This window comes from Pseudomonas sp. FEN, from assembly GCF_904067045.1.
Classification (GTDB): domain Bacteria; phylum Pseudomonadota; class Gammaproteobacteria; order Pseudomonadales; family Pseudomonadaceae; genus Aquipseudomonas.
Genome location: NZ_CAJFDC010000016.1, coordinates 155,687 through 181,978, shown reverse-complemented (window position 1 = coordinate 181,978; position 26,292 = coordinate 155,687). Strand labels below are relative to the sequence as shown.

Here is a 26,292-nt window from a genome sequence, read left to right as displayed (position 1 = left end):
CTCGCTTCGAGGATGCCCGGGCGTTGAAACCGATCTTTTGCGAGGGACGCACTACACTGGTGGAGTGATTGGCGTTCCCCGCAATTGAAAGTTCAAGCAGCCTGGCCTCGGAGTAGTGTCATGAACACAAGGAACATCAGGTTGACCTTCAGATCCCTCCTCGGTTTCGGGGTGATCTGCCTGCTGCTGATCAGCCTCGGGCTGACTTCGCTGTATCGGATGAAGGAAATCCACGACGCATCGCTGGAGTTGCAAAGCAACTGGTTGCCGAGCGTACGCCAGGCCGGCCGCATTCAAGATGCCGGGCAACTCTACCGACTCGATGCCCGTCGCTTTGTCATGGATGAAGACCGCCAAAGCAAAAGCTCGCTGGACAAACTACAGGCGCTGAAGGTGGTCTTGAGCCAGGAAACCGAAAAATACGCTTCACGGGTTTCCAGTCCCGAAGAAAAACAGCTTTATGAGCAGGTGGTCGTCAATGTGCGCGATTATCAGGACCTGATCGATCGGCTGGTGAGCATGAGCCCGAGCGCATCCTTCGAGACCATGACCCACTTCATTCGTGACACTACCAGCGAAGCGGCGAAAAAACTGCAGACTTCGATTCAGACGCTGATCCACCTCAACGAGGTGGGCGCCGAGCGATCGGGGCAGGTGGCGAACGACAGCTATGGCATCGCGCTCATGCTGACGCTGGTGTTCATGGTGTTGGCCCTGGTGATTACGTGCGTCGTGGCACTGCTGTTTACCCGCAGTATCACGCAACCGATCAGTGCCTTGCGTCTTTCCATGCAGAAGATCGCCGACGGCGATCTGAAGAGTGAAGTGGAGGTCACCGGCCGGGATGAAATCACCGACTTGCAGACCGTCGCCGCCGCCATGCGCCTGAGCCTCAAGAACACCATTGAACATATCGCCGACTCATCCCGGCAACTGGCCTCGGCGGCGGAGCAGATGAGCGCGATCACCCACGAGTCGACAGTGGGTATTCAAAAGCAGAGTATTGAAACCGACCAGGCCGCCACCGCCGTCAACCAGATGACCGCCGCCGTCGAGGAGGTGGCCAGAAATGCCGTTTCGGCCTCACAGTCCACCCAGGTTTCGGAAAGCTCGGCCCGGATTGTCCAGGATCGCGTGGGTGAAACCATCGGTTCCATAGAGCGTTTGAGCAGCCGCGTCGAGCAGACCAAAACCGATATAGAAGGCTTGGCCGGGCAAGCCCTGCACATTGCCAAGGTCCTTGATGTGATCGGCTCCATTGCCGAGCAGACCAACCTGCTGGCATTGAACGCGGCCATCGAGGCCGCCCGGGCGGGGGAGCAGGGCCGCGGCTTTGCGGTGGTGGCGGATGAGGTGCGCGCGCTGGCCCATCGGACCCAGCAGTCGACCCAGGAAATCGAGCAGATGGTCAAAGGTATCCAGATCGATTCGAAGAAGGCCGTGGAGTCCATGAACCACAGCAGCGAAGAAACCCGGGTGACCCGTTCGCTGGCCCATGAGACCGGCCTGGCGATCAAGGAGGTGACCCTGTCGATTGCCGATATCAATGAAAAGAACCAACTGATCGCCACGGCTTCCGAACAACAGGCGCAGGTGGCGCGCTCGGTCGACCGCAACCTGGTGAGCATTCGCGATCTGTCCATTCAAAGCTCGTCGGCCGCCAGCCAGACCTCTATCGCCAGCGGCGAACTGTCCAAACTGGCCGGCAGCCTGAGTCATCTGATCGCGCGCTTTTCACTGTAGTTTCTGCTCCGGTCAGGCGCTTGGGTGGGCGCAGAGAGTTGGGCATCCGTTCAGGCCGTGGCTTCCACCGCCAGCGCCTTGACCAGGAACTCGATAAAGGCCCGGGTCTTCTGCGGCACCCGGCGTGCCGACGGGTAGACCGCGTTGATGCTGATGGCCGGGGCCTGCCATTCGCACAGCACCGCTACCAGGGTACCGGCGGCCAGGGCGTCCTCGACGATAAAGTCGGGTAGCAGGGCGATGCCCATGCCGGCTTGCGCGGCCTGGGCCAGCAGGTCGCCGTTGTTGGCGTGCAGGGGCCCGGTGACGTTGACCCGTTGGGTTTCCTTGCCGTTGCTCAGTTGCAGGCTGACGCCGCTTTGCAGGTAGCCATAGTTCAGGCATTGGTGGCTCGTCAGCTCCTTGGGCGTTCGTGGCGTGCCGGCCCGGGCCAGGTAGGCGGGCGAGGCCACCATGATGCGCGGTGCGGGTGCGAGCAAACGGGCGACCATGGACGAGTCCGGCAGGCTGGCAATCCGGATGGTGACATCGAAGCCACCGCGTACCGGATCGACTTGCTGGTCGCTGAGCACCAGTTGCAGTTCGACGTTCGGATGCTGCTGATGAAACAGCGGAATCAGCGGCCCCAACCGACGCAGACCGAAGGACATGGGCGCGTTGACCCGCAGTACGCCGCGTAGCTCGCCGACACCGTCACGGGCGCGTTGTTCGGTTTCGTCCAGGGACGCCAGCAGTTCGCGCGCCGCTTCGTAGTATTCGGCACCGGCTTCGGTCAGGTGCAGGCTGCGGGTGGTGCGTTGCAGCAGTTGCACGCCAATGGCCTCTTCCAGCGCCTGGATCTGCTTGCTGACTTTCGAACGTGGTACATCCATGGCCCGGGCCGCCGCGGCAAAGCCATTGGCGCCCACCGTGGCGACGAAGGCGCGCATGCAGTCGATACGATCCATATTGTCCCTTTTCCAGAATCAATGCCTGCCGATTCTAGGGCCTTGCATTGAGGTTATCCAGTCTGCGCAAGGGCTCGCCCCGATTGTTTTCTTCAGCTGAGTATCCTGTAAAAAAATTCATGTTGTGGGGAACAGGCTGAAATGCACCGCTCTATAGGATGAGTCCAAGTCAGCAAGAACAGCAGCTGACTCAACCAAACTATTGGAGAGTGACTGATGAAATCCCTTAAAGCATTGTTGATCGTAACCCTGATGACGGCCTCTGTTGCGGCCATGGCCGAAGGCGGCGGTGAAAAAGTCATGGCGCGCATGGAGGCCGCCCGTGATGCCTCCATGGCCCATTACCAGCAGTCTGAAAAGGCCCAGGCCGTGGCGGCCGGCAAGTCGGCACCGTCCGATAGCGTCGAACGTACCAACTGACGGTGGCGGTCGGCGGTCGGGCCGAGTGGCCGACCGGATCGCCCCATCGGTGTTTGACGTCGAGTGAGGGGCGCCGGGCCAGGAAAGAAGAGGTATCCAGCGGGTCGCTGACTGGCCGTGTGGCAGCAGGACCTGAAGTAATCAATGTCCCGGGGAGCGGCGTAGCCGACTGCCCAGGGGGGAGAGCGGTGCTTGTCGGATCACCGCACCGCCGCGAAGTTTTTCTCGACCTCGAGGGCCCTTTCGCGGCGGTGCGGCTCTCACAGACAGGTCTGTCGAGTGAACAGTATCGAGGCCTTGTCAGCGGCCCAGCAGCGCTTCCAGTTTTTCCTGATCGCGAGCGAACTGGCGAATGCCCTCGGCCAGTTTTTCGGTGGCCATGGCGTCTTCGTTGGAGGCCCAGCGGAACTGTGCTTCGTTCAGGCTCAGGTGCGCTTCACCGGCCGCGCCCGGCACCAGTCGACGTTCCAGTTTACCTTCGTCCAGGGACAGTTTTTCCAGCAGGTCGGGGCTGATGGTCAGGCGGTCGCAGCCGGCCAGTTGCTCGATCTGGTTGATGTTGCGGAAGCTTGCGCCCATGACCACGGTCTTGTAGTCGTTGGACTTGTAGTAGTTGTAGATGCGGGTCACCGATTGCACGCCCGGATCGTCGGCACCGCTGTACTCGTTGCCGGTGGACTTCTTGTACCAGTCGTAGATACGACCGACGAACGGCGAGATCAGGAACACCCCGGCATCGGCGCAGGCCGCGGCCTGGGCGAAGGAGAACAGCAGGGTCAGGTTGGTCTGGATGCCATCCTTTTCCAGCTTCTCGGCGGCGCGGATGCCTTCCCAGGTCGACGCCAACTTGATCAGCACGCGGTCACGGCCGACGCCGGCCTTGTCGTACAACTCGATCAACTGCCGGGCTTTGCCCAGCAGGGCGGCTTCGTCGAAGGACAGGCGTGCGTCGACTTCAGTGGAAATACGCCCCGGAATCGCCTTGAGAATGCCACTGCCCACGGACACCGCGAAATGGTCGCAGGCCAGGCCCACATCACCCTTGGCGTGGGCCACGGCAGCCTTGAGCAGGTCGGCGTAGCCTGGCAGCGCAGCGGCCTTGAGCAGCAGCGAAGGGTTGGTGGTGGCATCGACCGGCTTGAGGCGGGTAATGGCCTCGAGATCGCCGGTATCCGCGACCACGGTGGTGAACTGCTTGAGTTGTGCAAGCTTGGAAGTCATGAGCATCTCTGTCGGGAAGGGCGTGGATCCATGCACTGATTGAGTGCGGCCGAGGTGAAAAGTTCTGTCAGTCGAAGGTTTTCAAGAATGCCGCCGAACCAGGGGGTTGTGCAACCCAAACTGTAGGGTGGTTCAGGTTTGCGCGCTGGGTATCAGCGTGGCGATCAAGGCGCCGACGGTGTGAAGGCGTTCGACATGCTCGGGCGAAAAGCGCAGCCGGGTGCTGCCTTTGTACAGGCCGATGTTCTGCTACGCGAGGGTTGGCCGAGCATGGCGCAAGTCGATCGCCACAGGACCGCGGCTGCTTGAACACTTCTTCCCGAGGGGGCCGGGAGTGTCACTGGCCCGCTGCTGGCCGTTGTGGTTTCACTGACGTGCCAAAGGTATTGCCCATACGGATGCTGGTGGCGGCTGGGGTTGCCAGACCCAGTTTGTTGGGGGCTTTTCTGGTGATATCGGGGTTCAGCGCTTCCTGGTTTTTCTGCCGTGCCTGGGTCTGATCCGGGTCGCTCATCTGCTGGCTCAAGCAGTTGTAGTCCGGGGCTTTGTAGCCACCGACGCTGACGTCGATGCAGCCGACCGGTCGAGCCGCCGGCTCCGCCGCAAGAACCGACCCCGAGAGCGCGGCGGCGATCAGTAACAGGGCCCCGAGGGGCGAAGGACATTTCATTGAAGCCTCCTGGCTACCCCGAAGGCGGGGTTTCTCTGTTCCTTAGTCTAGAGCAAAGCCTTTGGCCAGCGGGTGATGGTTTTTTTGCAGTGAACGTAACATCAGGTTCATAAACAGCCCTCAGGATGACGATTTTCAGGAACACGTCAGCTGTGCAGGGACTTCGATCCGTGGCGGTGCGTCTGTCGTTCTTTCGCTTTCCTCTGGTGGGCCTGGTCCTGGCCGCTTGTCTGCTGGGCGGGTTGTTGCCCTGCCTGGCGGCGGAGCCGGTGCGACTCGACCCCGAGGTGCGCCTTGATCTGGATATCGCCGCCCAGGATCTGGCCAGCGCACTGGACACGTTCAGTCGCCTGACCGGGATGGCGGTGCTGGTGGATCGCGACCTGACCCGCGCGCGCCGCTCGTTTGCCGTGCACGGGCGCTATCGGGCCAGCGAAGCCCTGAGTCTGTTGCTGACCGGCAGTGGTTTGATGGCGCTTTACACCCGCGCCGACGCCTTTACCTTGCAAGTGGCTCGGATCAGCGAGGGGCCCGCGGCCAGAGGTGTCGAGGGCGCGGTCGCGAAAGCCATGGCGAGCAGTTATGCCCGGGCGATTCAGGTGGCGATCGAACAGGCCTTGTGTGCGTTGCCGCTGACCCGACCGGGGACCTACCGGGCGGTATTGCAGGTGTGGATCGGACGTACCGGCGAAATCCAGTACAGCCGCCTGGTCAGTTCCACTGGTGATGTTCAGCGCGACGGGGCGCTGGTGGCCCGTTTGAGCCGCGTGCGGGTCAGGCGTCCGGCCCCGACGTCGCTGCATCAACCGATAACTCTTCTAATAACACCGGATTCAGCAGGAACGAGCATGGAATGCATAGAGCGGGAAGGGGCCTGGGGGGTATGAAGAATATCGGGCATAGTCCGATGGTCCGGCTGTTCCTGACCTCCTATGATGACTTCAAGGTTCGGCTGCGCCGGCGCCTGGGCTCCGAAGACATGGCCAACGATGTCCTGCACGAAACCTACCTGCGGGTCGACCGCATGGAGACGCCGCTCAACCTCACCCAACCCAACGCCTACCTCTACCGCATGGCGCTGAACATCGCCGCCGATCGCCGCCAGGCCGACGCCCGCCTGCTGACCGGCGAGGAAATCGAGGAGTTGCTGCAGGTCAGCGACGAGGCCCAGGACCCTGAGCGGGTCGTGGGTGGACAGAAGGAAATCCAGTTGTTGCTCAGCGCCCTTTATGAATTACCGCCACGGCGTCGGCGGATTTTTATCGCTGCCCGCCTGGAAGAGGCCCCGCACCTGGAAATCTCCCAGCGTTTCGGGATTTCCACGCGTATGGTCGAGAAGGAGTTGAAGGCGGCCCTGGGGCATTGCGCGGCGCGTCTTGAAAGAAAAGTGATTCAGCGGTTCGGTCCCGGTGCGGGAAAACCGTCTAGGTAATAGACCAGCTAAATTTTCTTGAGTACCTGCGCGCTTGAACACGACTTCCCTCACTGATTCCCGGGCCGGCGAGACCGCCCGACTGTACAGCGAAGCCCAGGATTGGCTGATCCTCCTGACCTCGGGACGGGCGACCGCCGCCGATGCCCGGGCCCTGCGCCAGTGGTGCGCGCAGAGCCCGGAACACGCCCTGGCGTTCGAACGCAGCAAGTCGATGTGGCAGTCGCTCAAGCCTGCCGCCTTGCAACTACAGCACCCGCCCGCGGCCCGGCATTTCGGTCGACGGGCCTTTCTCGGCGCTGCCATTGCGGCGTCGGCGGCGTTTTTCCTGGTGCGCGAAACGGTGCCTGGAGGTTTTTCCGGGCTGGGCGCCGATTACGTCACCGAGGTCGGCGAGCAACGGCGCATCGACCTGAGCGACGGCATCCGCCTGGAGCTCAACACCCAGACCCGGATCAATCGCCTGTCTTCGTCGGGCGGCAGCCCGCAGATCGAACTGGTCAGCGGCGAAGTGGAAGTCGTGGCACATTCGCGCGAGTTGATCCGCGTTCAGGCCGGTCCTGGTTGGCTGCAGGCCGAGCAGGCACGCTTCAACTTGCGGCACATAGATCGGAGTATCTGTGTGACCTGTATCGAAGGCGTGCTGACGGTGCAGGTGCAGGGCCGCAATTTCCGTCTGGAAAGTGGCCGGCAACTGACCTACGACACTCAGCATACCGGCGAGTTGCAAACGGTCGACGCCGCGAGCGTGATTGCCTGGCGCAGCAAGATACTGGTGTTCAACGACGCAACCCTGGCGTCGGTGATCGACGAGATCAACCGGTATCGTCCGGGCATGCTGGTGTTGCTCAATACCGCGCTGGGCAAGCGCAAGGTCCAGGCGCGTTTCAGTCTCGATCAGTTGGCGGGGGTGGCGTTGTTGATTCGCGATGCCTACGGGGCCAAGTGCACCGAGTTGCCGGGGGGCGTGGTGTTGCTCAGCTGATTCCGCTCCCACAAAGTACGCGTCGCGTGAATCCTGGTATCGCTATTCCAGGGGGCCCAGCACCTGCCGATAACGCTCCGTCCCCTGGGGCGTGTCACGCACCAGGGTAATCTCCAGGCCCCGCGGATTGTCCTGGCGATTGCCGCCCAGGTTGCGCCAGCCCTTGCCCGGTTGCCAGACCCGCAATGTCATTGCCCGCACCTGGCCCAACACCGCCACGCCATCCCTGGCCACCGGCAGCGGGAAGTGTGCGCGCGCCGGCCCCTCGGCCCGATACAAGGTGTCGCCCTGCAACCACCAGCGCACCCGTTGCAGGCTGCCGTCCTGTTGCGGCGCGGCGCGGATCAGTTCCAGGCCAAAGCCCTTGCGCTCGGCACTGCGTACGCTGAGGGCCGTGGGGGCGGGCGGTGGCTCATGCTCGACATCCACCACCAGCGGCTCGACCAGTTCGATACCGGCGCGCAACGCCACATCACGCTCCAGTTGCCCCAGCGCGGCGAGCAGCTCGCGGGTCTGGCCGGCGCTGGCCTTGAGGTGCTCATCGGCGCGGTTGACGCTGTCCAGTCCGCGCCAGGCAATCACGCTGACAATCGCCATCAGCATGATCGCGACCATCACCTCGATCAGGGTAAAGCCGTCCTGGTGCCTGCTCATTGCACCTTGACCTCGCCGGTGGCACTGCGTAGCACACTGATGCTGTGCTGGCCGTCGGAGAGGGACAGACGCAGGGGGACTCCGATCCACTCGGCGGTCAGCAGCAGGCTTTTGCCCGGTTCGATACGCACTTGCATCGGCGTGCTCTGCCAGGCGCGGGGCCGCAATTGTGGATCGTGGGAGAACTGCTCGACGCCGCCCTGGTCGTCCCGGCGGCTGAATCGATAGCCCTTGCTGTTGCTCAACCAGCGAATCGGCCGGCCATCCGCCTGGACTTCGGCCTGGGCCACCTGCAGGGCCTGGGCCAGGCTTTCGGCGTCCTTGCGCAGCAGGTGCAGCGGGTCCGGCTTGATGTTCAGACCGATGGCGGCACTGGCGATACCAATGATGACCAGCACCACCATCAGTTCGATCAGGGTGAAACCGGCCTGGGGGCGCATGACATCCATTCGACAAGGGCTCCTTGGGGGTTATTGCATGCTGCACCGCAAAGATGATGGGCATGTGAAATAAAAACGTGAGAATTGACAGGTAGTCTGATGCGAGCGCGTTTCCGTGGGGCCGGCTTGCCGACGATAGCGATGTTGAATGTGACATCGCCATCGCTGGCAAGCCGGCTCCCATAGAGCTGTGCGTTCGGATCACTGTCGGAAGGATCTCACCCATGCAATGGACTCATCGTTTCTCCCCGCCGCAGCTCATCCAGGCGCTGGCCTTGCTCGTCGCCCTGGCGGGGGCGCTGACCTGGTCCGGGCTGTTGTTGAGGCCGGTGCCTTCGCTATTGCCCGAAAGCCTGCCGCCGGCAGCCGGCAGCCGCGGTGACAATCCCGCGCTGCACTGGTTTTCCAACCAGCCGGCGGTACTCGATATCAAGGTCTCGGGGGTCATGGCCGGGGGGCATGGGGCGGTGGCGATTCTCAGCCTCAACGACGGTCCGCCGCGCAGCTTCCTGGCCGGCGAGACCCTGAGTCAGGGCGTGCGCCTGCTGGCCATCGAGCCCGAGGGCATTGTGGTCGAACGGGGCACGGAAAAGCTCCAACTGAACGTGACCCGCCTCAGCGCTGCGCCGTTCCTGCCGAAACTGACCCGTCCTTGAGTGCCGGGGCCGTACCCAGTACGGTCTCCAGTCGCGCCAGTGGCGGTGCCTCGCGGCTGCGATCGAGGACCAGTATCTCGACCTTGAACAAACCGGCGCCAGCGAAGGCGCCGATCACCTGGTCGCAACGCAACGCCAGCCGCCCCTGGTCACATTCGAAGGACTTGCGTCCGACGGGCAGGCGGCCTTCCAGGCGCAATTCCGCCAGGCGGCTCTGGGCTGCCAGCAAGGCGATGGATTTGTCGCGCAACAGCCCGTTGCTCTGGGTCATCACCCCGGCCATGCGCACGGCGGCGGATAGGGCGACGGCGATGATCGTCAAGGCCACCAGCACTTCGATCAGAGTGAAACCGCCTTGGCGTGGACGGGGCATGAAGTCGACTCGAGAAGGGAACCAGGGTCAAAGACTAGACGGCTTGTTTGACCTCCTGCTGACCGAAGCTCCCGAGGATTTTCAATACCGGTGACATATCTTCTTGCAACAATCCGCGGCGAATCGAATCAAGCCAAGGAATGTCGAGATGGATATCGCGCACGTCAGCTCCCGCTCCCGGATGGGTGCCCAGCAAGGCTTCACGCTGATCGAGATCATGGTGGTGGTGGTCATTCTCGGGATCCTCGCGGCCATCGTGGTACCCAAGGTGCTCGACCGCCCAGACCAGGCCCGGGTCACCGCTGCCCGGCAGGATATCGGCAGCCTGATGCAGGCCCTCAAGCTCTATCGCCTTGACCATGGCACTTACCCGAGCCAGAACCAGGGCCTGAAGGTGCTGGCCGAGCGGCCGGCGAATGCCAAGGACAGCAATTGGCGCTCCTACCTCGAGCGCCTGCCCAACGACCCCTGGGGGCGTCCATACCAGTACCTCAATCCCGGGGCCAACGGTGAAGTCGACGTGTTCTCGTTGGGCGCCGACGGCAAGCCGGGCGGTGACGGGACCGATGCCGACATCGGCTCCTGGCAGTTGTAGTCCGGGCCATGACCAACCGCCCACTGACAGCCGCCGGGCAGCGCGGCATGGCGATTATCAGTGCCTTGCTGATCGCCGCCGTGGTGGCGGTGATCGCCGGTGGCATGCTTGCTCGCCAGAGCGTCTTCACCCGCAGTCTCGAAGCCGAGCAGGCGCGGGTCCAAGGGGGCTGGTTGCTGCGCGGCGGCCTGGAGCTGAGCCGGCAATTGCTCTGGGACGCCCGCCAGCACGACCCGTTGACCCGCCTCGACCAGGCCTGGGCGCGGCCGCTTGCCGCCGCCGACCTGAGCGAGCAGGGCGAACAGTTCAGTGGCCACCTGGAAGACGAGCAGGGCAAGTTCAACTTGCGCAACCTGGTCCGCGACAGCCGGATCGATCCCGAGCAGGTGCGGGCTTTCCAGCAGTTGTGCGAATGGATCGGCATCAAGCGTGCGCTGGGCCAGCGGATTGTCCAGCGGGTGACCGCCGCCTACCCGTTGCTACCGGATAACGTACCCGTCGCGCCAGCGCTCAAAGGCAGCTTCGACAGTGGGCGTCTGACCTCGCCGGCGACGGCGCTCAAGCTGTTGCCAGCATCACGTCCGATGTTGCATAGCCTGGATGACTTGAATGCCCTGGAGGGCGTGGACGAGCAGGCGCTGGCGCTGCTGGCGCCGTATGTGACCATTCTGCCAGCCAACACCTGGGTCAATGGCAATACCGCCAGCGCCGAAGTGCTGGCCTCCCAGGTGCCGGGGCTGGCACTGCCGCGCGCGCGCAGCCTGGTTGCCGAACGCGATGCGGGGCGCTGGTTCATCAATCGCGGCGACTTCGTCAATCGTCTGCACATGCCCGAGCTGGTGGTCAGCGATATCAAGGTCGGGATCACCAGCGACTGGTTTCGTCTCAATGCCCGCTCCCACGGCGATAGTCGGCGGGTCAGCCTGGCAGTGCTGTTGTACCGCCAGGAACTGCAGATGCCCCAGGTGATCTGGTCGCGGGTGGGCGTATGAGCCTGTTGCGCCTGGCATTGTCGCCTTTGCAAACGCTGAGCCTGGACAGCTCGCTGGAGTTCGCCTGGCTGGATCGCCAGGGCCGGCCAATGGAACAAGGCCGCGGCAGCCTGGCGCGATTGGGCCAGGCACGCAAGGGCGCCGCCGTGGAGTGCTTCCTGCATCCCTGCGACAGTCTGCTGGCGAGTATCGAATTACCCAACCTGTCGCCAGCCAGGATTCAGGCGGCAGTGGGGTGTGCGGCCCAGGCGCTGATCCTCGGCGGTTGCGAGTCGATGCATATAGTCCATAGTCCTCGCGATGCCGAGGGGCTGGTGCAGCTTGCCTGGTTGCAGCGGGCACTGCTGGAGCGGCTCGGCGCGCTGCTGTGCGAGGCCGGGCTCAAGCTTCGCGGCGTTTACCCAGCGGCCTACCGCCTGGCGGTGGAGCCCGCACAGACGCCCGTGGTGGCGGTGCTTGATGAGCATCTGCTGATACGTCGCAGCCAGGACCAGGCCCAGGTTCATCCGGCGGTCGAGGCTGCGCTGGCGGATGTGCTCAACAGCGGCGGCGTGGTGTATTGGGTCGGCGCCTCGGCGCCGGACAACGCCCTGATCCAGACCTTGCCCGAGGAGCGCGCCTGGTCCGGCAAGGCCCCGGGCTGGGGGTTGCACGGGGCAGCCCAGCCGAGCGCGGCGAATCCCGGCGGTTGGCCGCGAGCCGTGGCCTGCACGGTGCTCGCGGTGGCAGTCTGGGCGGTGGGACTGAACTTCTATGCCGCCCGACAGGTGACGCAGGGACAGCAACTCAAGGCCTGGATGACCCAGCGCGTCCAGCAGGCGTTTCCGGCTTTGCCGATGGTACTCAACCCGCTGCAACAGGCTCGCCAGCAACTGGCCTTGCGTGACAACGGCACGCCCGGGGGCAGCGGTTTTGCCCGTCTGGTCCAGCAGGCCGGGAGCGCCATGCCGTTCATGGTCGGTAGCCTACAGGCGCTGGTTTTCGAACACGGCGAATTGCACCTGAGCCCGCTGCCGGGCGCCCCGGGCGGCGGTCGCGACAAGGCCTGGCAGGCGAGCCTGAACCAGGCTGGCGTGGAGGTTGCCCCGGTCGCCGACGGCTGGGTCCTGAAAGCCAACGGCCAACAGCCACAACCGCTGGCGGAGAACGACAGTGAATAAGGCCCTCATACAGCGCTATCGCAGCCGCTGGCGGCAGTTGGCGAGCCAGGCCCGGTTGTATTGGCAAAGCCTGGCACAGCGCGAACGACAGCTGGTGCTGGGCATGGCGGCGGGCGTCTGTAGCCTGCTGGTGTGGCTTGTGCTGATTCAGCCAGCGTTGCGGAAAATCGACTTCTGGCGCCTGGAAACCCCCAGGTTGCGCACCCAGGCGCAGACACTCGACGGCCTGCTGCAAGGGCTGGCCGCGCCGAATGCCGGGAACCTCGAGGTCGGTTTGCGTAGCAGCCTGGACGCTGGTGGCCTGGCCGGGCACTACCAGTTGCAACACGCCGGCGCGGGCTGGCTGCTGACCTTCGACGAGGCTCCGGCGGATGGGCTGCTGGGCTGGCTGTTGGGTAATCCCGGTTCATTCACCCTGGAAGTGGTCGAGGCCCGTTTGCGGCGCACGGGCACGACCGAACCCGATGGCACGGCGGGCAAACTGTCCGGAACCGTTCGCATGGATCAGGCGCTTGGCGCTAAGGAAGCTTCATGAAGTGGTCAGGTTCTTTATCGGCCCTGCGTTGTCGGCAGGCCGCGGCGCCCTGGTTATTGATGGCCTTGAGCGCCTGCAGCAACACGCCGCCATCCTCAGCGCCGCCGTTACTGGTGGAAAGCGAGTTGGGCCGGCCCCTGGCCTCGACGGTCAAGGGCGGCGATGCCGTGGCTGACCGGCAGCGGGTCCAGGCCCAACTGGAACAGCAACACCGCTCGCCGCGCACGCCGCTCAATCCCGCGGCGGGTAAGGGCCTGGCGGCCAGGAGCGCAACGCCGGCCAATCCCTTGGGCGACCAGCCGGTGCAATTGAATTTCGTCGACGCCGATATCCAGGCGGTGGTGCGGGCGCTGTCGCGTTCCACCGGGCGGCAGTTCCTGGTGGATCCGCGGGTCAAGGGCAACCTGACCCTGGTTTCCGAAGGCGAGGTCCCGGCTCATCGGGCCTACGACATGCTGTTGGCGGCCTTGCGCATGCAGGGCTTCAGCGTGGTGGACGTCGGCGGGGTCAGCCAGGTGGTGCCGGAGGCCGATGCCAAGTTGCTCGGTGGACCGATCTACAGCCCTGACCGCCCGGCCGAGGGCGGCATGCTGACGCGCACCTTCCGCTTGCAATACGAAAACGCGGTGAACCTGATCCCGGTGCTGCGGCCCATCGTCTCGCCGAACAATCCAATCAATGCCTACCCGGGCAATAACACCGTGGTGATTACCGATTACGCGCAGAACCTGGAGCGGGTCGCCACGCTGATCGCCAGCATTGATACTCCCAGCGCCATCGACACCGACGTGGTGACGATCCAGAACGGCATCGCCAGTGATATTGCCGGTATGGTCGCCGAGCTGCTGGACAGCCCCGGCAATGATCCGACGCAGAAAATCACCGTGCTCGGTGACCCGCGTTCCAACTCGATCATCATTCGTTCCGGCAGCCCGGAGCGCACGCAACTGGCCCGGGAGTTGATCTACAAGCTGGACAATGCCCAGAGCAACCCGAGCAACCTGCACGTGGTGTACCTGCGCAACGCCCAGGCCGGCAAACTGGCCCAGGCCCTGCGTGGGCTGCTCACCGGGGAGAGCGACAGCGGCGACGGCAAGGCCGATCCAGCCCGGGCCATGCTCAATAACGGCGGGATGAACAGTAGTAACCAAAATGGCCAGGCCAACCCACAGACTGCCAGCGGCACCGCGAGCGGCACTACCACCAGCGGCAGTCCGGCCTATGCACAGGGCGCCCGCACCGGCGGCGCCAGCCCGGCCGCGGACCAGAGCGTGGCGTTTTCCGCGGGTGGAGTGACTATCCAGGCCGACGCCACCACCAATACCTTGCTGATCAGTGCGCCGGACCCGCTCTACCGCAACCTGCGGGAAGTCATCGACCTGCTGGATCAGCGCCGGGCCCAGGTGGTGATCGAAAGCCTGATCGTCGAAGTCAGCGAAGACGATGCCAATGAATTCGGCGTGCAATGGCAGGCCGGAAACCTGGCCGGCAATGGCGTGATCGGTGGGGTCAACCTGGGGGGGACCAACCTGGTCAGCACCGCCAAGAACAGTATCGACGTACTGCCCCAGGGGCTGAGCCTGGGCTTGGTCAAGGGCTCGGTAAACATCCCCGGCGTTGGCCAGGTCATGGATCTCAAGGTCCTGGCCCGGGCGTTGAAAAGCAAGGGCGGCTCCAACGTACTGTCGACGCCCAACCTGCTGACCCTGGACAACGAGGTGGCGAGCATCTTCGTCGGCCAGACCATTCCCTTTGTCAGCGGCCAGTACGTCACCAATGGCAGCAGTTCCAGCAACAACCCCTTCCAGACCATCCAGCGCGAGGAGGTGGGCCTCAAGCTCAACGTGCGGCCGCAGATTTCCGAAGGCGGCACGGTCAAGCTGGATATCTATCAGGAGGTCAGCTCGGTTGACGACCGTGCCACGGCGACGGCCGCCGGCACGGTGACCAACAAGCGCGCCATCGACACCAGCATCCTGCTCGATGATGGCCAGATCATGGTCCTCGGTGGGCTGTTGCAGGACGGTTATACCCAGGCCAACGATGGCGTGCCGTTCCTGTCGAGCATTCCAGGGATCGGCGCGCTGTTTCGTCACGAGCGGCGCACGACCAGCAAGACCAACCTGATGGTCTTCCTGCGGCCCTACATCATTCGCGACGGCGCGGCCGGGCGCAGTATCACCCTGAACCGTTATGACTTCATCCGCCGGGCCCAGGGCAACTTGCAGCCGGAGCGCAGCTGGGCCATGCCGGACATGCAGGCGCCACAGTTGCCGAATGCGGCCCAGGCGATCCCGGGCTCCGCGCCGTCGACCCCGCAAACGCCACGGGCGGCGATTCGCGCGGTGCCGTTATCGGTCAATGAGCGCGCACAACCATGAGCGCGTTGCCGTATGCGTGGGCCAAGGCGCAGCGGGTCCTGCTGCGCGAGGGCGAGGAGGGGGCGGTACTGATCCTGTGTCCGTCGACCCCGGGCTGGGCCATCAGCGAGGTGCGCCGGCAGTTCGGCCCGGCGCGGCTGGAGCGGGTGCGTGACGACGAACTCGATGGCCTGCTCGCCAGCGCCTATGCCGACACCGGCAGCGCGGCGGCGGTGGTCGGCGCGGCGGAAAACGAAGTGGATCTCGACCGCCTGATGCAGGACATCCCGGAAATCACCGACCTGCTCGACACCCAGGACGGCGCCCCGGTAATTCGCATGATCAACGCCTTGCTGACCCAGGCCGCGCGGGACGAGGCCAGTGATATCCATATCGAACCCTTCGAGACCCATTCGGTGGTGCGCTATCGGGTCGACGGTACCCTGCGCGACGTGGTCTCGCCGCGCAAGGCCCTGCACGGGGCGCTGGTGTCGCGGATCAAGATCATGGCCCAGTTGGATATCGCCGAGAAACGCTTGCCCCAGGATGGCCGCATTGCCTTGCGCGTGGCCGGTCGACCGATCGATATCCGTGTCTCCACCGTGCCCACCGGCCATGGCGAACGGGTGGTGATGCGTCTTCTGGACAAGCAGGCCGGGCGCCTGCAACTGGAAACCCTGGGCATGGACCCCGAGGTGCTGGCCCGGCTCGATCAACTGATCCGCCAGCCCCACGGCATCGTGCTGGTCACCGGACCCACCGGCAGTGGCAAGACCACCAGCCTCTACGCCGCCCTGGCCCGGCTCGACGCCAGCACCAGCAATATCCTCACCGTCGAGGACCCGGTGGAGTATGACCTGCCAGGCATCAGCCAGATCCAGGTCAACGCCAAGATCGACATGACCTTCGCCCTGGCCTTGCGGGCGATTCTGCGCCAGGACCCGGACATCATCATGATCGGCGAGATCCGCGACCTCGAAACCGCGCAGATTGCCGTGCAGGCCTCGCTCACCGGACACTTGGTGCTGGCGACCCTGCACACCAACGACGCGGTGTCGGCGGTCAACCGCTTGATCGACATGGGCGTCGAGCCGTTCCTGCTGGCCTCGTCGATGCTCGGCGTGTTGGCCCAGCGTCTGGTGCGACGGCTGTGCCAGCACTGTCGCCAGGAAGATCCGGCCGCGCCCGGCACCTGGCGGCCGCTGGGCTGCAGTGTATGCAATCACACCGGCTACAGCGGCCGCACCGGTATCCACGAGCTGTTCTGCATTGACGATGACATCCGCACGCTGATCCACCAGGGCGCCGGCGAGCAGGCCCTGCGCCTGGCCGCGCGCGCGGCGGGCATGTTGAGCATGCGCGAGGATGGCGAGCGCTGGGTACGCAGCGGCGCCACCGCGCCGGAAGAGATCCTTCGCGTGACACGGGACACCTGATGAATCGCTATCGCTTCGAAGCCGCCGACGCCCTGGGCAAGATCGAAACCGGCCATCTGGAAGCCGACAGCCAGGGTGCGGCCATGGGCGTATTGCGCAGTCGCGGGTTGACTGCCTTGCTGGTCCAGGCGGATGGCGTTCAAGGCGCTGGCGGCGCCAGCGGGATGTTCAGCGCCAAGCTGTCGGACAACGACCTGGCCTGGGCCACCCGGCAACTGGCGAGCCTGCTGGGCGCCAGCCTGCCGCTGGAAGCCGCGCTGAGTGCGGCGGTGGAGCAGGCCGAGCGCAAGCATATCGCCCAGACCCTGAGCGCGGTGCGTGCCGATGTGCGCGGCGGCATGCGCCTGGCTGAAGCCCTGGCCAAGCGGCCACGGGACTTTCCCGACATCTACCGGGCGTTGATCGCCGCGGGCGAGGAGTCCGGCGACCTGGCCCAGGTCATGGAGCGATTGGCCGACTATATCGAGGAGCGCAACAACCTGCGGGGCAAGATTCTTACCGCGTTCATCTACCCGGGGGTGGTGGGGTTGGTGTCGGTGGCGATTGTGATTTTCCTGCTCAGTTATGTGGTACCCCAGGTGGTCAGCGCCTTTTCCCAGGCCCGCCAGGATCTGCCCGGGCTGACCGTGGCCATGCTCAATGCCAGCGACTTCATCCGCGCCTGGGGTTGGCTGTGTTTCGCCGTCCTGGTCGCTGGGTTCTGGGGCTGGCGCCTGTATTTGCGCAATCCAGCGGCGCGATTGGGCTGGCACAGTCGGATCCTGCGTCTGCCGTTGATCGGCCGTTTCGTGCTGGGGCTGAACACCGCGCGCTTCGCCTCGACCCTGGCGATTCTCGGCGGGGCCGGGGTGCCGTTGCTGCGGGCGCTGGAGGCGGCGCGCCAGACGGTGTCCAACGACCGCCTGAGCCTGAGTGTGAGCGAGGCCACGGCGCGGGTCCGCGAAGGGGTGAACCTGGCGGCGGCGCTGAAGGTGGAAAAGGTGTTTCCACCGGTGTTGATCCATCTGATTGCCAGCGGCGAGAAAACCGGCTCATTGCCGCCGATGCTGGAGCGGGCGGCGCAGACCCTGTCACGGGACATCGAGCGACGGGCCATGGGCATGACCGCGTTGCTCGAACCACTGATGATCGTGGTGATGGGGGCGGTGGTGCTGTTGATCGTGATGGCGGTGTTGCTGCCGATCATCGAGATCAACCAGTTGGTGCAATAGCCGGGGCAGGTGGGTTGCCTGGGCCGGCCTCTTCGCGGGCAAGCCCTGCTCCTACAGTACGGCGTCGTACACCAGCTTTGTACACGACACGAAACTGTAGGAGCAGGGCTTGCCCGCGAAGAGGGCCTTGAGGTCAACCTATAATCATGCCCCCTTGCGCCTGGCCAGCTTCGTCACCACCACAAAGAACACTGGCACGAACAGCACCGCCAGCGTCGCCGTGATCATCCCGCCAATCACCCCGGTACCGATCGCCTGCTGGCTCGCCGAACTGGCACCGGTGGCGATCGCCAGCGGTACCACCCCGAGGATAAACGCCAGCGAGGTCATGATGATCGGCCGCAAGCGCAGGCGCGCCGCCTGTACCGTGGCGTCGAGCAGATCATGCCCCGCGTCATGGAGGCTCTTGGCGAACTCGATGATCAGGATCGCATTCTTCGCCGACAGGCCGATGATAGTGATCAGGCCGACTTTGAAGAACACATCGTTGGGCATCCCGCGCAAGGTCACCGCCAGGACCGCACCGAGCACCCCGAGCGGCACCACCAACAGTACCGAGGTCGGGATCGACCAGCTTTCATACAGCGCCGCCAGACAGAGGAACACCACCAGCAGCGACAGCCCCAGCAACATCGTCGCCTGGGAGCCGGACAAGCGCTCCTGCAACGACAACCCGGTCCACTCCAGGCCGAGCCCGGTTGGCAATTGTGTGACCAGTCGCTCAATCTCCTGCATCGCCTGCCCGGTGCTGTGCCCGGTCTTGGGTTCTCCGGAAATGGCAATTGCCGGGTAGCCGTTGTAGCGGGTCAGCTGAGCTGGGCCCTGGGTCCAGTGCGCCTGGACAAAGGCCGAGAGCGGCACCATTTTCCCGCTGCTGTTGCGCACATTGATCTTCAGCAGATCGGCCACCTGGCTGCGCTGGTCGCCTTCAGCCTGGATCACCACTCGCTGCATGCGTCCCTGGTTCGGGAAGTCGTTGACATAGGTCGAGCCCAGCGCGGTGGAGAGCAGGGCGCCAATATCGGCGAAGGACACGCCCAGCGCATTGGCCTGCTGTCGATCGACTTCCAGCTGTACTTGCGGCGCTTCGGCCAGGGCGCTTTCGCGGACATTGGCCAGCACCGGGCTCTTTTCCGCTGCCGCCAGCAACTGGCTGCGGGCGTTCATCAGCGCTTCATGACCAACGCCACCACGGTCCTGCAAGCGGAACTCGAAGCCGGCGGAGGTGCCTAGGCCATCCACCGGCGGTGGCAGAATGGCGTAGGCCACGGCATCCTTGACCTCGCCCAGGACCAGGTTGGCGCGCTCGGCAATGGCTTGCGCCGAGTCCTTGGCGCCACGCACCGACCAGTCCTTCAAGGTGGTGAAAGCCAGCGCGGCGTTCTGCCCGCTGCCGGAGAAGCTGAAACCGAGGATCATGGTGGTATCGCCAACACCCGGCTCCGTGGCGTTATGGGCTTCGATCTGTTCCACCACCTTGATCGTGCGGTTCTGGCTCGCCCCGGGCGGCAGCTGGATATCGGTGATGGTATAGCCCTGGTCTTCCACCGGCAGGAAGGAGGCGGGCAGACGCGTGAAGCACAACCCCAGCAGCACCAGCAGCAGGCCATAGACCAGCAGGTAGCGGCCGCTGCGTTTCAGGGCATACACCACCCAGCCTTCATATTTATTACCAAGCTGCTCGAAACGTCGGTTGAACGCGCCGAAGAAACCGCCCTTGGCGTGATGCTCGCCCTGGGCTATCGGCTTGAGCAGGGTGGCGCACAGCGCCGGGGTCAGGGTCAGGGCGAGGAAGGCCGAGAACAGGATCGAGGTCGCCATGGACAATGAGAACTGCTGGTAGATCACCCCCACCGAACCCTGCATGAAGGCCATGGGAATGAACACCGCCACCAGCACCAGGGTGATACCGACAATGGCGCCGCTGATCTGGCCCATCGCCTTGCGGGTGGCGTCCCGCGGTGACAGCCCTTCAGTGGCCATGATCCGCTCGACGTTTTCCACCACCACAATCGCATCGTCCACCAGGATACCGATGGCCAGCACCATGCCGAACATGGTCAGCACGTTGATCGAGAAGCCCAGGACCAGCATGGTGGCAAAGGTGCCCATCAGCGCCACCGGTACCACCAGGGTCGGGATCAGGGTGTAGCGGATGTTCTGCAGGAACAGGAACATTACCGCGAACACCAGCAGCATGGCTTCACCCAGGGTGTAGAGCACCTTGGTGATCGAGACCTTGACGAACGGCGAAGTGTCGTAGGGGATCTTGTATTCGACCCCGGCCGGGAAGTAGCGCGCCAGCTCGTCGAGCTTGGCGCGCACCAGAGTGGCGGTGCGCAGGGCATTGGCCCCGGGGCTCAATTGCACGCTGAAGGCCGTGGACGGCTTGCCGTTCAGGCGGGTGCCATACTGGTAATCCTGGCTGCCGATTTCCACCCGGGCGACATCGCCAATGCGCACGCTGGAGCCGTCGGAATTGGCCCGCAGGACAATATCGGCGAACTCCTGGGGCGTGCTCAATCGGCCCTTGACCAGCACCGCCGCAGTGATTTCCTGGGTTGGGCGGGCTGGCAGGTCGCCAATGCTGCCCGCCGAAACTTGAGCGTTCTGCCCGGCCACGGCGGCGCTGACGTCTGCCGGGGTCAGGTTGAAACCCACCAGCTTTTGCGGGTCGATCCAGATCCGCATGGCCCGTTCGGCGCCATACAGCTGGGCCTTGCCGACACCGTCGAGGCGCTTGATCTCGTTCATCACGTTGCGCGCCAGGTAGTCGCTGAGGGCGCTTTCGTCATACTTGCCGTCGCTGGAAGAGAGCGTCGCGAGCAACAGGAAGCCGGAGGAGACCTTTTGCACCTGCAGGCCTTGCTGGGTCACGGCGGCGGGCAAGCGCGACTCCACCGCTTTCAGGCGGTTCTGCACATCCACCTGGGCCATTTCCGGGTTGGTGCCCGGCTGAAAGGTGGCGGTAATCGTGGCACTGCCCAGGCTGCTCTGGGATTCGAAATACAACAGGTGATCGACGCCGTTGAGCTCCTGCTCGATCAGGCTGACCACACTTTCGTCCATGGTCTGTGCCGACGCGCCGGGGTAGACGGCATAGATTTCCACCTTCGGTGGCGCGACGTTAGGGTACTGCGCCACTGGCAACTGCGGGATAGCCAATACGCCCGCCAGCAGGATGAACAAAGCGACCACCCAGGCGAAGACCGGCCGGTCGATAAAGAAATGCGGCATGCTCACTGTCCTTTGGACTGGGCGAGGGGAAGAGGGCTGTCGTCGATCCGGACCTTCTCTCCGACACGGGCGTGTTGCAGACCCTCGACGACGACGCGGTCGCCAGGCTTGAGGCCTTCGTTGACGATCCAGTGATCGTCCTGCACCGCTCCCAGCTGCACCGGCTGTTGGCGGACCCGTTGTTCGGCGTCCACCAGCAGTACCTGGGCGATCCCGGCGCTGTCGCGCTGGATGGCTCGTTGCTGCACGGTAAGCGCTTCATGGTTCACCGCCTGCTCGACGCGCACCCGGACGAAACTACCGGGCAACAGGTCGAGGTCGGGGTTGGGGAATTCGCTGCGCAGGATCACCTGGCCGGTGCCGGGGTCGACGCTGATATCGGTGAACAGCAACTTGCCTGGCAACGGGTAGGCACTGCCGTCGTCCTGGATCAGCGTGGCTTTGGCCTGATTCTGCCCGACCTGCTGCAACTGCCCGGCGCGCAGGGCGCGGCGCAGCTTATTGAGCTCGCGAGTCGACTGGGTCAGGTCGGCGTGGATCGGATTCAACTGCTGGATCAGCGCCAGCGGCGTGGTTTCACTTTGGCCAACCAGGGCGCCTTCGGTTACCAGCGCCCGACCGATGCGCCCGGAAATCGGCGCGGTGACGGTGGCATAGCCGAGGTTGAGTCGGGCCCGTTGCACGGCGGCCTTGTTGGCGGCGACATCGGCGGCGCTCTGGCGCGCGGCGGCTATGGCGTTGTCATAGTCCTGGCGGCTGACAGCGTTGCTTTCCACCAGGTCGCGATAGCGCTGCTGCTGTAGCCGGGTCTGGAGGGCGTTGGCCTCGGCCTTTTGCAGACTGGCGACCGCGCTGTCGAGGTCGGCCTTGAACGGCGCCGGGTCGATGCGGAACAATACGTCGCCCTGCTTCACGTCGCTACCTTCGCGAAATACCTGTTGCAGCACCACACCGGCCACGCGGGCGCGGACTTGGGCAATGCGTGGCGCGGCAATGCGTCCGCTCAGTTCGCTATTGATGGACAGGCTGCGGCTTTTGAGTGTCTCGACCCGAACCGTGGGCGCTGGCGGTGTTTCCGGGGCTTTCGGGGATTTGTCACAGGCGCTCAGGACCAGCGCCAGGCCCGACACGCAAAGCGGGGCAAATAGCTTCTTCAACATAACAGAGTTCCAGTAATGACCTCCGCATGCTAAGGGGCGCGCCCAGACGGTGTTGTTAACCTATGTAGGGCGTTGGTGAAAAAGTGTGAAGCTTCTGCTCGTTGGGGCCTACAGGCGTATATCCTCCACGGTTTCCGCTTTGTAAATTTTACTATGCCTAACATTCTACTGGTCGAAGACGACAACGCCCTCAGTGAATTGATCGCCAGCTACCTGGAGCGCAACGGCTACCACGTCAATGTGCTGACCCGTGGCGACCAGGTGCGCGAACATGCTCGAAAGACTTCGCCGGACCTGGTGATCCTTGACTTGATGCTGCCGGGCCTCGACGGCCTGCAAGTGTGTCGCCTGTTGCGCGCCGAATCGGCGACGCTGCCGATCCTGATGCTCACCGCCCGCGATGACAGCCACGACCAGGTGCTGGGCCTGGAGATGGGCGCCGACGACTACGTGACCAAGCCCTGCGAACCACGAGTGCTGCTGGCCCGGGTGCGAACCCTGCTGCGCCGTAGCAGTCTGGGCGATTCTCCGCTGGCCAGCGACCGGATCCTGATGGGCAACCTGTGCATCGACCTGTCGGAGCGCACCGTGGTCTGGCGCGAGCAGACGGTGGAGCTGTCCAGTGGTGAGTACAACCTGCTGGTGGTGCTGGCCCGACACGCCGGCGAAGTGCTCAGTCGCGACCAGATTCTCCAGCGCCTGCGCGGTATCGAATTCAATGGCACCGACCGTTCGGTGGACGTGGCGATTTCCAAATTGCGCCGCAAGTTCGATGACCATGCGGGTGAAGCGCGCAAGATCAAGACCGTATGGGGCAAGGGCTACCTGTTCAGTCGCTCCGAGTGGGAGTACTGAAGCGATGCTGAAGATCCTCGTGCGGCTTTACCTGATCACCATTGTTACCTTTAGCGCGGCAAATTATCTGGTGCCCGTAGTGGTGATCGGGCTCTTCAACGATCGTTTCATGCGCTACAACCTGGAGCAGTCCCGGGGCTTTCAGAGTCTGTTGAACGAGCAGTTTCATCGCGTCCCGATAGATCAGTGGTCGGCACTGGCCAGCAGTCTGGACCAGCGTTTCGCACCCTTGCAGGTCAGCTTGATCCGCATTGATGACATGACTTTCAGCGAGCCGGAGCAAAAACGGCTGCGCAACGGCGAGGATGTGATGCGCCTGGGCGACTGGGGGACCACAACCCTCGGAGTATCGCCACTGGATAAGCAATGGGCGGTAGCCCTGCGGGTGCCGCCCGATCCGCTGGACATGAATCTGTTGTTCTGGAGCATGAATGTGTTGATCGGCGCCGCATTGCTGGCCTGCCTGTTGTTCTGGCTGCGCCCGCACTGGCGCGACCTGGAGCGTCTCAAGCAAACCGCCAGGTACCTTGGCCAGGGCCGGCTCAGCGAGCGCACGAACATCTCGCCACGTTCCAACATTGGTGAGCTGGCGGCGGTTTTCGACACCATGGCCGCCGATATCGAGCACCTGCTCAACCAGCAGCGTGATCTGCTCAACGCGGTGTCCCATGAACTGCGCACACCCTTGACCCGGCTGGATTTTGGCCTGGCCCTGGCCTTGTCCGAGGAGTTGCCGCTGGCATCCCGCGAGCGCCTGCAAGGGTTGGTGGCGCATATCCGTGAGCTGGACGAGTTGGTACTGGAGCTGTTGTCCTATAGCCGCTTGCAGAACCCGGCCCGGCAGCCGGAACGGGTCATGGTGTCGCTGGACGAGTTCGTCGACAGCATCCTCGGCAGCTTCGATGAAGAGCTGGAAGCGCCGGATACCGTGTTGGACGTGTTGATGCACGGGTCGCTGGAGCGCTTTGCCCTCGATCCGCGCCTGACCGCACGAGCGGTGCAGAACCTGTTGCGCAACGCCATGCGTTACTGCGAGCGACGGATCCAGATTGGCGTCAAGGTCAACCCGGAAGGCTGCGAGCTGTGGGTCGATGACGACGGCATCGGCATTCCCGAGTTGGATCGGGAGCGGATTTTCGAGCCGTTCTATCGCCTGGACCGCAGTCGCGATCGCGCCACCGGCGGTTTTGGCCTGGGCCTGGCCATCAGCCGGCGCGCACTGGAAGCCCAGGGTGGCACGCTGACCGCCGAGCAATCGCCGCTGGGGGGCGCGCGTTTCCGCTTGTGGCTGCCAACCGTGGCAGAGACTGCGGTATCTTGAGCGAGTCGCTGGCGGCGGCCTGGGAAGTTCAGCGCCGCGCCGCGAGCACCCGTTTCGCCCCTTCCAGCACCAATACCAACACCGCCAGCCAGATCGGCAGGTAGGTCAGCCATTCTTCCGGCCCGATGCTTTCCCCCAACAACAGGGCGACGATCACCAGCAACACCGGCTCCACATAGCCGAGCAAACCGAACAGCCCGAAGGCCAGCATCCGGCTCGCCAGCAAGTAGCAGATCAGCGCCGCGGCACTGATTGCGCCCAGCAACGGGATCAGCGCATACAGTGCCGGCCGCTGGTTGACCACGGCAAAACCCTGTTCGCCGTGCTGCACGAACCACCACGCCACCGGCAGCAGCAACATCATCTCGAGCCACAGGCCGCCGAGGTTGTCGGTTCTGTTGCGTCGCCGCAGCACAAAGTAAATCGGATAACCGATGGCCACCAGCAGAGTGGTCCAGGAAAAGCTGCCGACCCGATACAACTCGTTGAGCACGCCACAGAGGGCGAGCAGCGCGGCAATGGTTTGCAGCCGCGACAGACGTTCACCGTAGACGATGCGTCCGGTGAGCACCATGCTCAGTGGCAAGAGGAAATAGCCGAGGGACACATCCAGACTGTGTCCGTTGAGCGGCGCCCAGAGGAATACCCACAGCTGCAAGCCGAGCAGGGCCGCCGACAGCAGCAACTTGAGCGGCAACAGCGGCTCCCGGCGTACCCTGGTCAGGATGGCCGGCACGAGCTTCCAGTCGCCGGAGACCAGCATGAACACGGTCATGCAGGGCGCGGTCAGCAGCATACGCCAGCCGAAGATCTCTTCACCGTTGAGGGGGCTGAGTACGGACGTATAGAAATACATGATGGCGAACAGGCAGGACGCCAACACCGAAAAAACAATACCTCGGGACACTACAGCCTCACGAAACGCAGGGTTCGGTTTTTGTCGGCAGGATAGCACCCTGCTTGAACAACAAGGCCTTCAATCCGCTTTCGGCGTCGATATCGGGAAATTCCGGTGGGTTGTCCAGGCGTCGTTCGAACACCAGCCCCGGTGCTTCACGGGTCACGCCATCGATAAGAAAATCCGGGCCCACGGCCGGATCGTTCATGCAGGCGAGGACGCTGCCGTCGGGACCCAGCAGCTCCGGCAGGCGGCGCAAGACGCGCTGGTAATCCTTGCTCAGCAGGAAACTGCCTTTTTGGAAGGAGGGTGGGTCGATGATCACCAGGTCGAAAGGCCCGCTGCCGATGACCTTGCCCCAGGACTTGAACAGATCGTGGCCGAGAAAGCCGACCTTGCTCAGGTCATGCCCGTTCAGCCGATGATTGTCGCGCCCGCGGCTCAGGGCCGCACGGGACATATCCAGGTTGAGCACATGCTCGGCACCGCCGGCGAGCGCCGCCACGGAAAAGCCGCAGGTGTAGGCAAACAGGTTCAACACGCGCTTGCCCCGGGCGTTGGCCCGCACCCAGTCGCGACCATAACGCATGTCGAGAAACAGGCCGTTGTTCTGTTTCTTGCCCAGGTCCACCTGATAGCGCAGACCGCCTTCAGTGATCACCCACTCCTCGATGGCCTGGCCCACCAGCCATTCGGCGGGGCTAAGGGGCAGGTAGCGATGGTGCAGCAACAGGGTGTGCGCGCCGCTGGCCAGCCAGGCGGGCGCTTGGCCCGTCGCCATCAGCAGGTCCTTGAGGGCCTGGAGCTGCGCGGGCTCCGGCTCCTTGAACAGCGACACCAGCACCACGCCTTGCAGCCAATCGACGGTCAATTGCTCCAGCCCCGGCCAGCAGCGCCCGCGCCCGTGGAACAGGCGCCGGGTCTCCGAGGGGGCGGCTGTCAGGGCCGTGAGCAGGTGATGCTGGAGGAGGGACAAGGCGTCGGGGTTCAT

The 26,292-nt window shown here is 64.0% G+C and carries 25 protein-coding genes; 15 read left to right on the top strand and 10 right to left on the bottom strand.

The window, feature by feature from the left end:
- The first annotated feature begins 120 nt into the window (after positions 1-120).
- Positions 121-1,743, top strand: a complete 1,623-nt coding sequence (locus tag PFEN_RS19700) for a methyl-accepting chemotaxis protein (RefSeq protein WP_191488477.1) — start codon at positions 121-123, stop codon at positions 1,741-1,743.
- A 50-nt stretch (positions 1,744-1,793) separates the two neighbouring features.
- Here the strand turns inward: PFEN_RS19700 and PFEN_RS19695 are convergent, their stop codons facing one another.
- Positions 1,794-2,690: a LysR family transcriptional regulator gene (locus tag PFEN_RS19695; protein WP_191488476.1), complete on the bottom strand. Its 897-nt coding sequence runs from the start codon at positions 2,688-2,690 to the stop codon at positions 1,794-1,796.
- Positions 2,691-2,906: 216 nt separating this feature from the next.
- Here PFEN_RS19695 and PFEN_RS19690 point away from each other — a divergent pair, with 216 nt between their 5' ends.
- Positions 2,907-3,110 (top strand): co-regulatory protein PtrA N-terminal domain-containing protein, encoded by a 204-nt coding sequence (locus tag PFEN_RS19690; RefSeq protein ID WP_191488475.1) that lies wholly within the window; start codon positions 2,907-2,909, stop codon positions 3,108-3,110.
- Between the two features lie 300 nt (positions 3,111-3,410).
- Here PFEN_RS19690 and tal read toward each other — a convergent pair whose 3' ends face one another.
- On the bottom strand, positions 3,411-4,331 hold the full coding sequence (gene tal / locus PFEN_RS19685; protein ID WP_191488474.1) for a transaldolase: 921 nt from the start codon (positions 4,329-4,331) through the stop codon (positions 3,411-3,413).
- Between the two features lie 337 nt (positions 4,332-4,668).
- Positions 4,669-5,001 (bottom strand): hypothetical protein, encoded by a 333-nt coding sequence (locus tag PFEN_RS19680; protein WP_191488473.1) that lies wholly within the window; start codon positions 4,999-5,001, stop codon positions 4,669-4,671.
- A gap of 152 nt (positions 5,002-5,153) precedes the next feature.
- Between PFEN_RS19680 and PFEN_RS19675 the strand changes: the two genes are divergently transcribed.
- The 3 genes from PFEN_RS19675 to PFEN_RS19665 are packed head-to-tail and all read left to right on the top strand — an operon-like array spanning position 5,154 to position 7,418.
- The gene (locus PFEN_RS19675) at positions 5,154-5,888 is read left to right on the top strand and encodes a TonB-dependent outer membrane receptor (protein WP_224771012.1); all 735 of its coding nucleotides are present in this window, start codon (positions 5,154-5,156) and stop codon (positions 5,886-5,888) included.
- A complete protein-coding gene (locus PFEN_RS19670) occupies positions 5,885-6,433 on the top strand; it encodes a sigma-70 family RNA polymerase sigma factor (RefSeq protein ID WP_191488472.1) in 549 nt (182 codons plus the stop codon). The genes PFEN_RS19675 and PFEN_RS19670 overlap by 4 nt, the downstream gene beginning before the upstream one ends.
- Before the next feature lie 34 nt (positions 6,434-6,467).
- Positions 6,468-7,418, top strand: a complete 951-nt coding sequence (locus PFEN_RS19665) for a FecR family protein (protein WP_191488471.1) — start codon at positions 6,468-6,470, stop codon at positions 7,416-7,418.
- Positions 7,419-7,460: 42 nt separating this feature from the next.
- Here PFEN_RS19665 and PFEN_RS19660 read toward each other — a convergent pair whose 3' ends face one another.
- The gene (locus tag PFEN_RS19660; RefSeq protein WP_191488470.1) at positions 7,461-8,072 is read right to left on the bottom strand and encodes a prepilin-type N-terminal cleavage/methylation domain-containing protein; all 612 of its coding nucleotides are present in this window, start codon (positions 8,070-8,072) and stop codon (positions 7,461-7,463) included.
- Positions 8,069-8,512 (bottom strand): GspH/FimT family pseudopilin, encoded by a 444-nt coding sequence (locus PFEN_RS19655; RefSeq protein ID WP_412071457.1) that lies wholly within the window; start codon positions 8,510-8,512, stop codon positions 8,069-8,071. Before PFEN_RS19655 ends, PFEN_RS19660 begins: the two co-directional genes overlap by 4 nt.
- A gap of 224 nt (positions 8,513-8,736) precedes the next feature.
- Here PFEN_RS19655 and PFEN_RS19650 point away from each other — a divergent pair, with 224 nt between their 5' ends.
- Positions 8,737-9,168, top strand: coding sequence for a general secretion pathway protein GspC (locus tag PFEN_RS19650; RefSeq protein ID WP_191488468.1), 432 nt, complete (start codon positions 8,737-8,739; stop codon positions 9,166-9,168).
- On the opposite strand, the gene gspI is transcribed toward PFEN_RS19650, so the two are convergent.
- Positions 9,128-9,541 carry a type II secretion system minor pseudopilin GspI gene (gene gspI / locus PFEN_RS19645; protein ID WP_191488467.1) on the bottom strand — a complete coding sequence of 138 codons (414 nt, stop codon included), beginning with the start codon at positions 9,539-9,541 and terminating at the stop codon, positions 9,128-9,130. The genes PFEN_RS19650 and gspI overlap by 41 nt on opposite strands.
- A gap of 148 nt (positions 9,542-9,689) precedes the next feature.
- Between gspI and gspG the strand changes: the two genes are divergently transcribed.
- From gspG to gspF, 7 genes are read left to right on the top strand one after another with little or no spacing between them, the layout of a single operon-like run.
- A complete protein-coding gene (gene gspG, locus PFEN_RS19640; protein ID WP_318192849.1) occupies positions 9,690-10,136 on the top strand; it encodes a type II secretion system major pseudopilin GspG in 447 nt (148 codons plus the stop codon).
- An 8-nt stretch (positions 10,137-10,144) separates the two neighbouring features.
- Positions 10,145-11,128: a type II secretion system minor pseudopilin GspK gene (gene gspK / locus PFEN_RS19635; RefSeq protein WP_191488466.1), complete on the top strand. Its 984-nt coding sequence runs from the start codon at positions 10,145-10,147 to the stop codon at positions 11,126-11,128.
- Positions 11,125-12,288 (top strand): type II secretion system protein GspL, encoded by a 1,164-nt coding sequence (gspL, locus tag PFEN_RS19630; protein WP_191488465.1) that lies wholly within the window; start codon positions 11,125-11,127, stop codon positions 12,286-12,288. The genes gspK and gspL overlap by 4 nt, the downstream gene beginning before the upstream one ends.
- Positions 12,281-12,823, top strand: a complete 543-nt coding sequence (gspM, locus tag PFEN_RS19625) for a type II secretion system protein GspM (protein WP_191488464.1) — start codon at positions 12,281-12,283, stop codon at positions 12,821-12,823. The genes gspL and gspM overlap by 8 nt, the downstream gene beginning before the upstream one ends.
- Positions 12,820-15,204: a type II secretion system secretin GspD gene (gene gspD, locus PFEN_RS19620; protein WP_191488463.1), complete on the top strand. Its 2,385-nt coding sequence runs from the start codon at positions 12,820-12,822 to the stop codon at positions 15,202-15,204. The genes gspM and gspD overlap by 4 nt, the downstream gene beginning before the upstream one ends.
- Positions 15,201-16,619, top strand: coding sequence for a type II secretion system ATPase GspE (gene gspE, locus PFEN_RS19615; protein ID WP_191488462.1), 1,419 nt, complete (start codon positions 15,201-15,203; stop codon positions 16,617-16,619). Before gspD ends, gspE begins: the two co-directional genes overlap by 4 nt.
- On the top strand, positions 16,619-17,830 hold the full coding sequence (gspF, locus tag PFEN_RS19610; RefSeq protein ID WP_191488461.1) for a type II secretion system inner membrane protein GspF: 1,212 nt from the start codon (positions 16,619-16,621) through the stop codon (positions 17,828-17,830). Before gspE ends, gspF begins: the two co-directional genes overlap by 1 nt.
- 144 nt (positions 17,831-17,974) lie before the next feature.
- On the opposite strand, the gene PFEN_RS19605 is transcribed toward gspF, so the two are convergent.
- Both PFEN_RS19605 and PFEN_RS19600 read right to left on the bottom strand, forming a co-directional pair.
- Entirely contained in the window at positions 17,975-21,067 is a 3,093-nt protein-coding gene (locus tag PFEN_RS19605; RefSeq protein ID WP_191488460.1) for an efflux RND transporter permease subunit, read from the bottom strand.
- 2 nt (positions 21,068-21,069) lie between these two features.
- Positions 21,070-22,227, bottom strand: coding sequence for an efflux RND transporter periplasmic adaptor subunit (locus PFEN_RS19600; RefSeq protein WP_191488459.1), 1,158 nt, complete (start codon positions 22,225-22,227; stop codon positions 21,070-21,072).
- Positions 22,228-22,380: 153 nt separating this feature from the next.
- On the opposite strand from PFEN_RS19600, the gene PFEN_RS19595 reads away from it, so the two are divergent.
- Both PFEN_RS19595 and PFEN_RS19590 read left to right on the top strand, forming a co-directional pair.
- Positions 22,381-23,082 (top strand): response regulator transcription factor, encoded by a 702-nt coding sequence (locus PFEN_RS19595; protein ID WP_191488458.1) that lies wholly within the window; start codon positions 22,381-22,383, stop codon positions 23,080-23,082.
- Positions 23,083-23,086: 4 nt separating this feature from the next.
- Entirely contained in the window at positions 23,087-24,403 is a 1,317-nt protein-coding gene (locus tag PFEN_RS19590; RefSeq protein ID WP_191488457.1) for an ATP-binding protein, read from the top strand.
- A gap of 28 nt (positions 24,404-24,431) precedes the next feature.
- On the opposite strand, the gene rarD is transcribed toward PFEN_RS19590, so the two are convergent.
- Positions 24,432-25,310: an EamA family transporter RarD gene (rarD, locus tag PFEN_RS19585; RefSeq protein ID WP_191488456.1), complete on the bottom strand. Its 879-nt coding sequence runs from the start codon at positions 25,308-25,310 to the stop codon at positions 24,432-24,434.
- A gap of 7 nt (positions 25,311-25,317) precedes the next feature.
- Positions 25,318-26,292, bottom strand: coding sequence for a class I SAM-dependent methyltransferase (locus tag PFEN_RS19580; protein WP_191488455.1), 975 nt, complete (start codon positions 26,290-26,292; stop codon positions 25,318-25,320).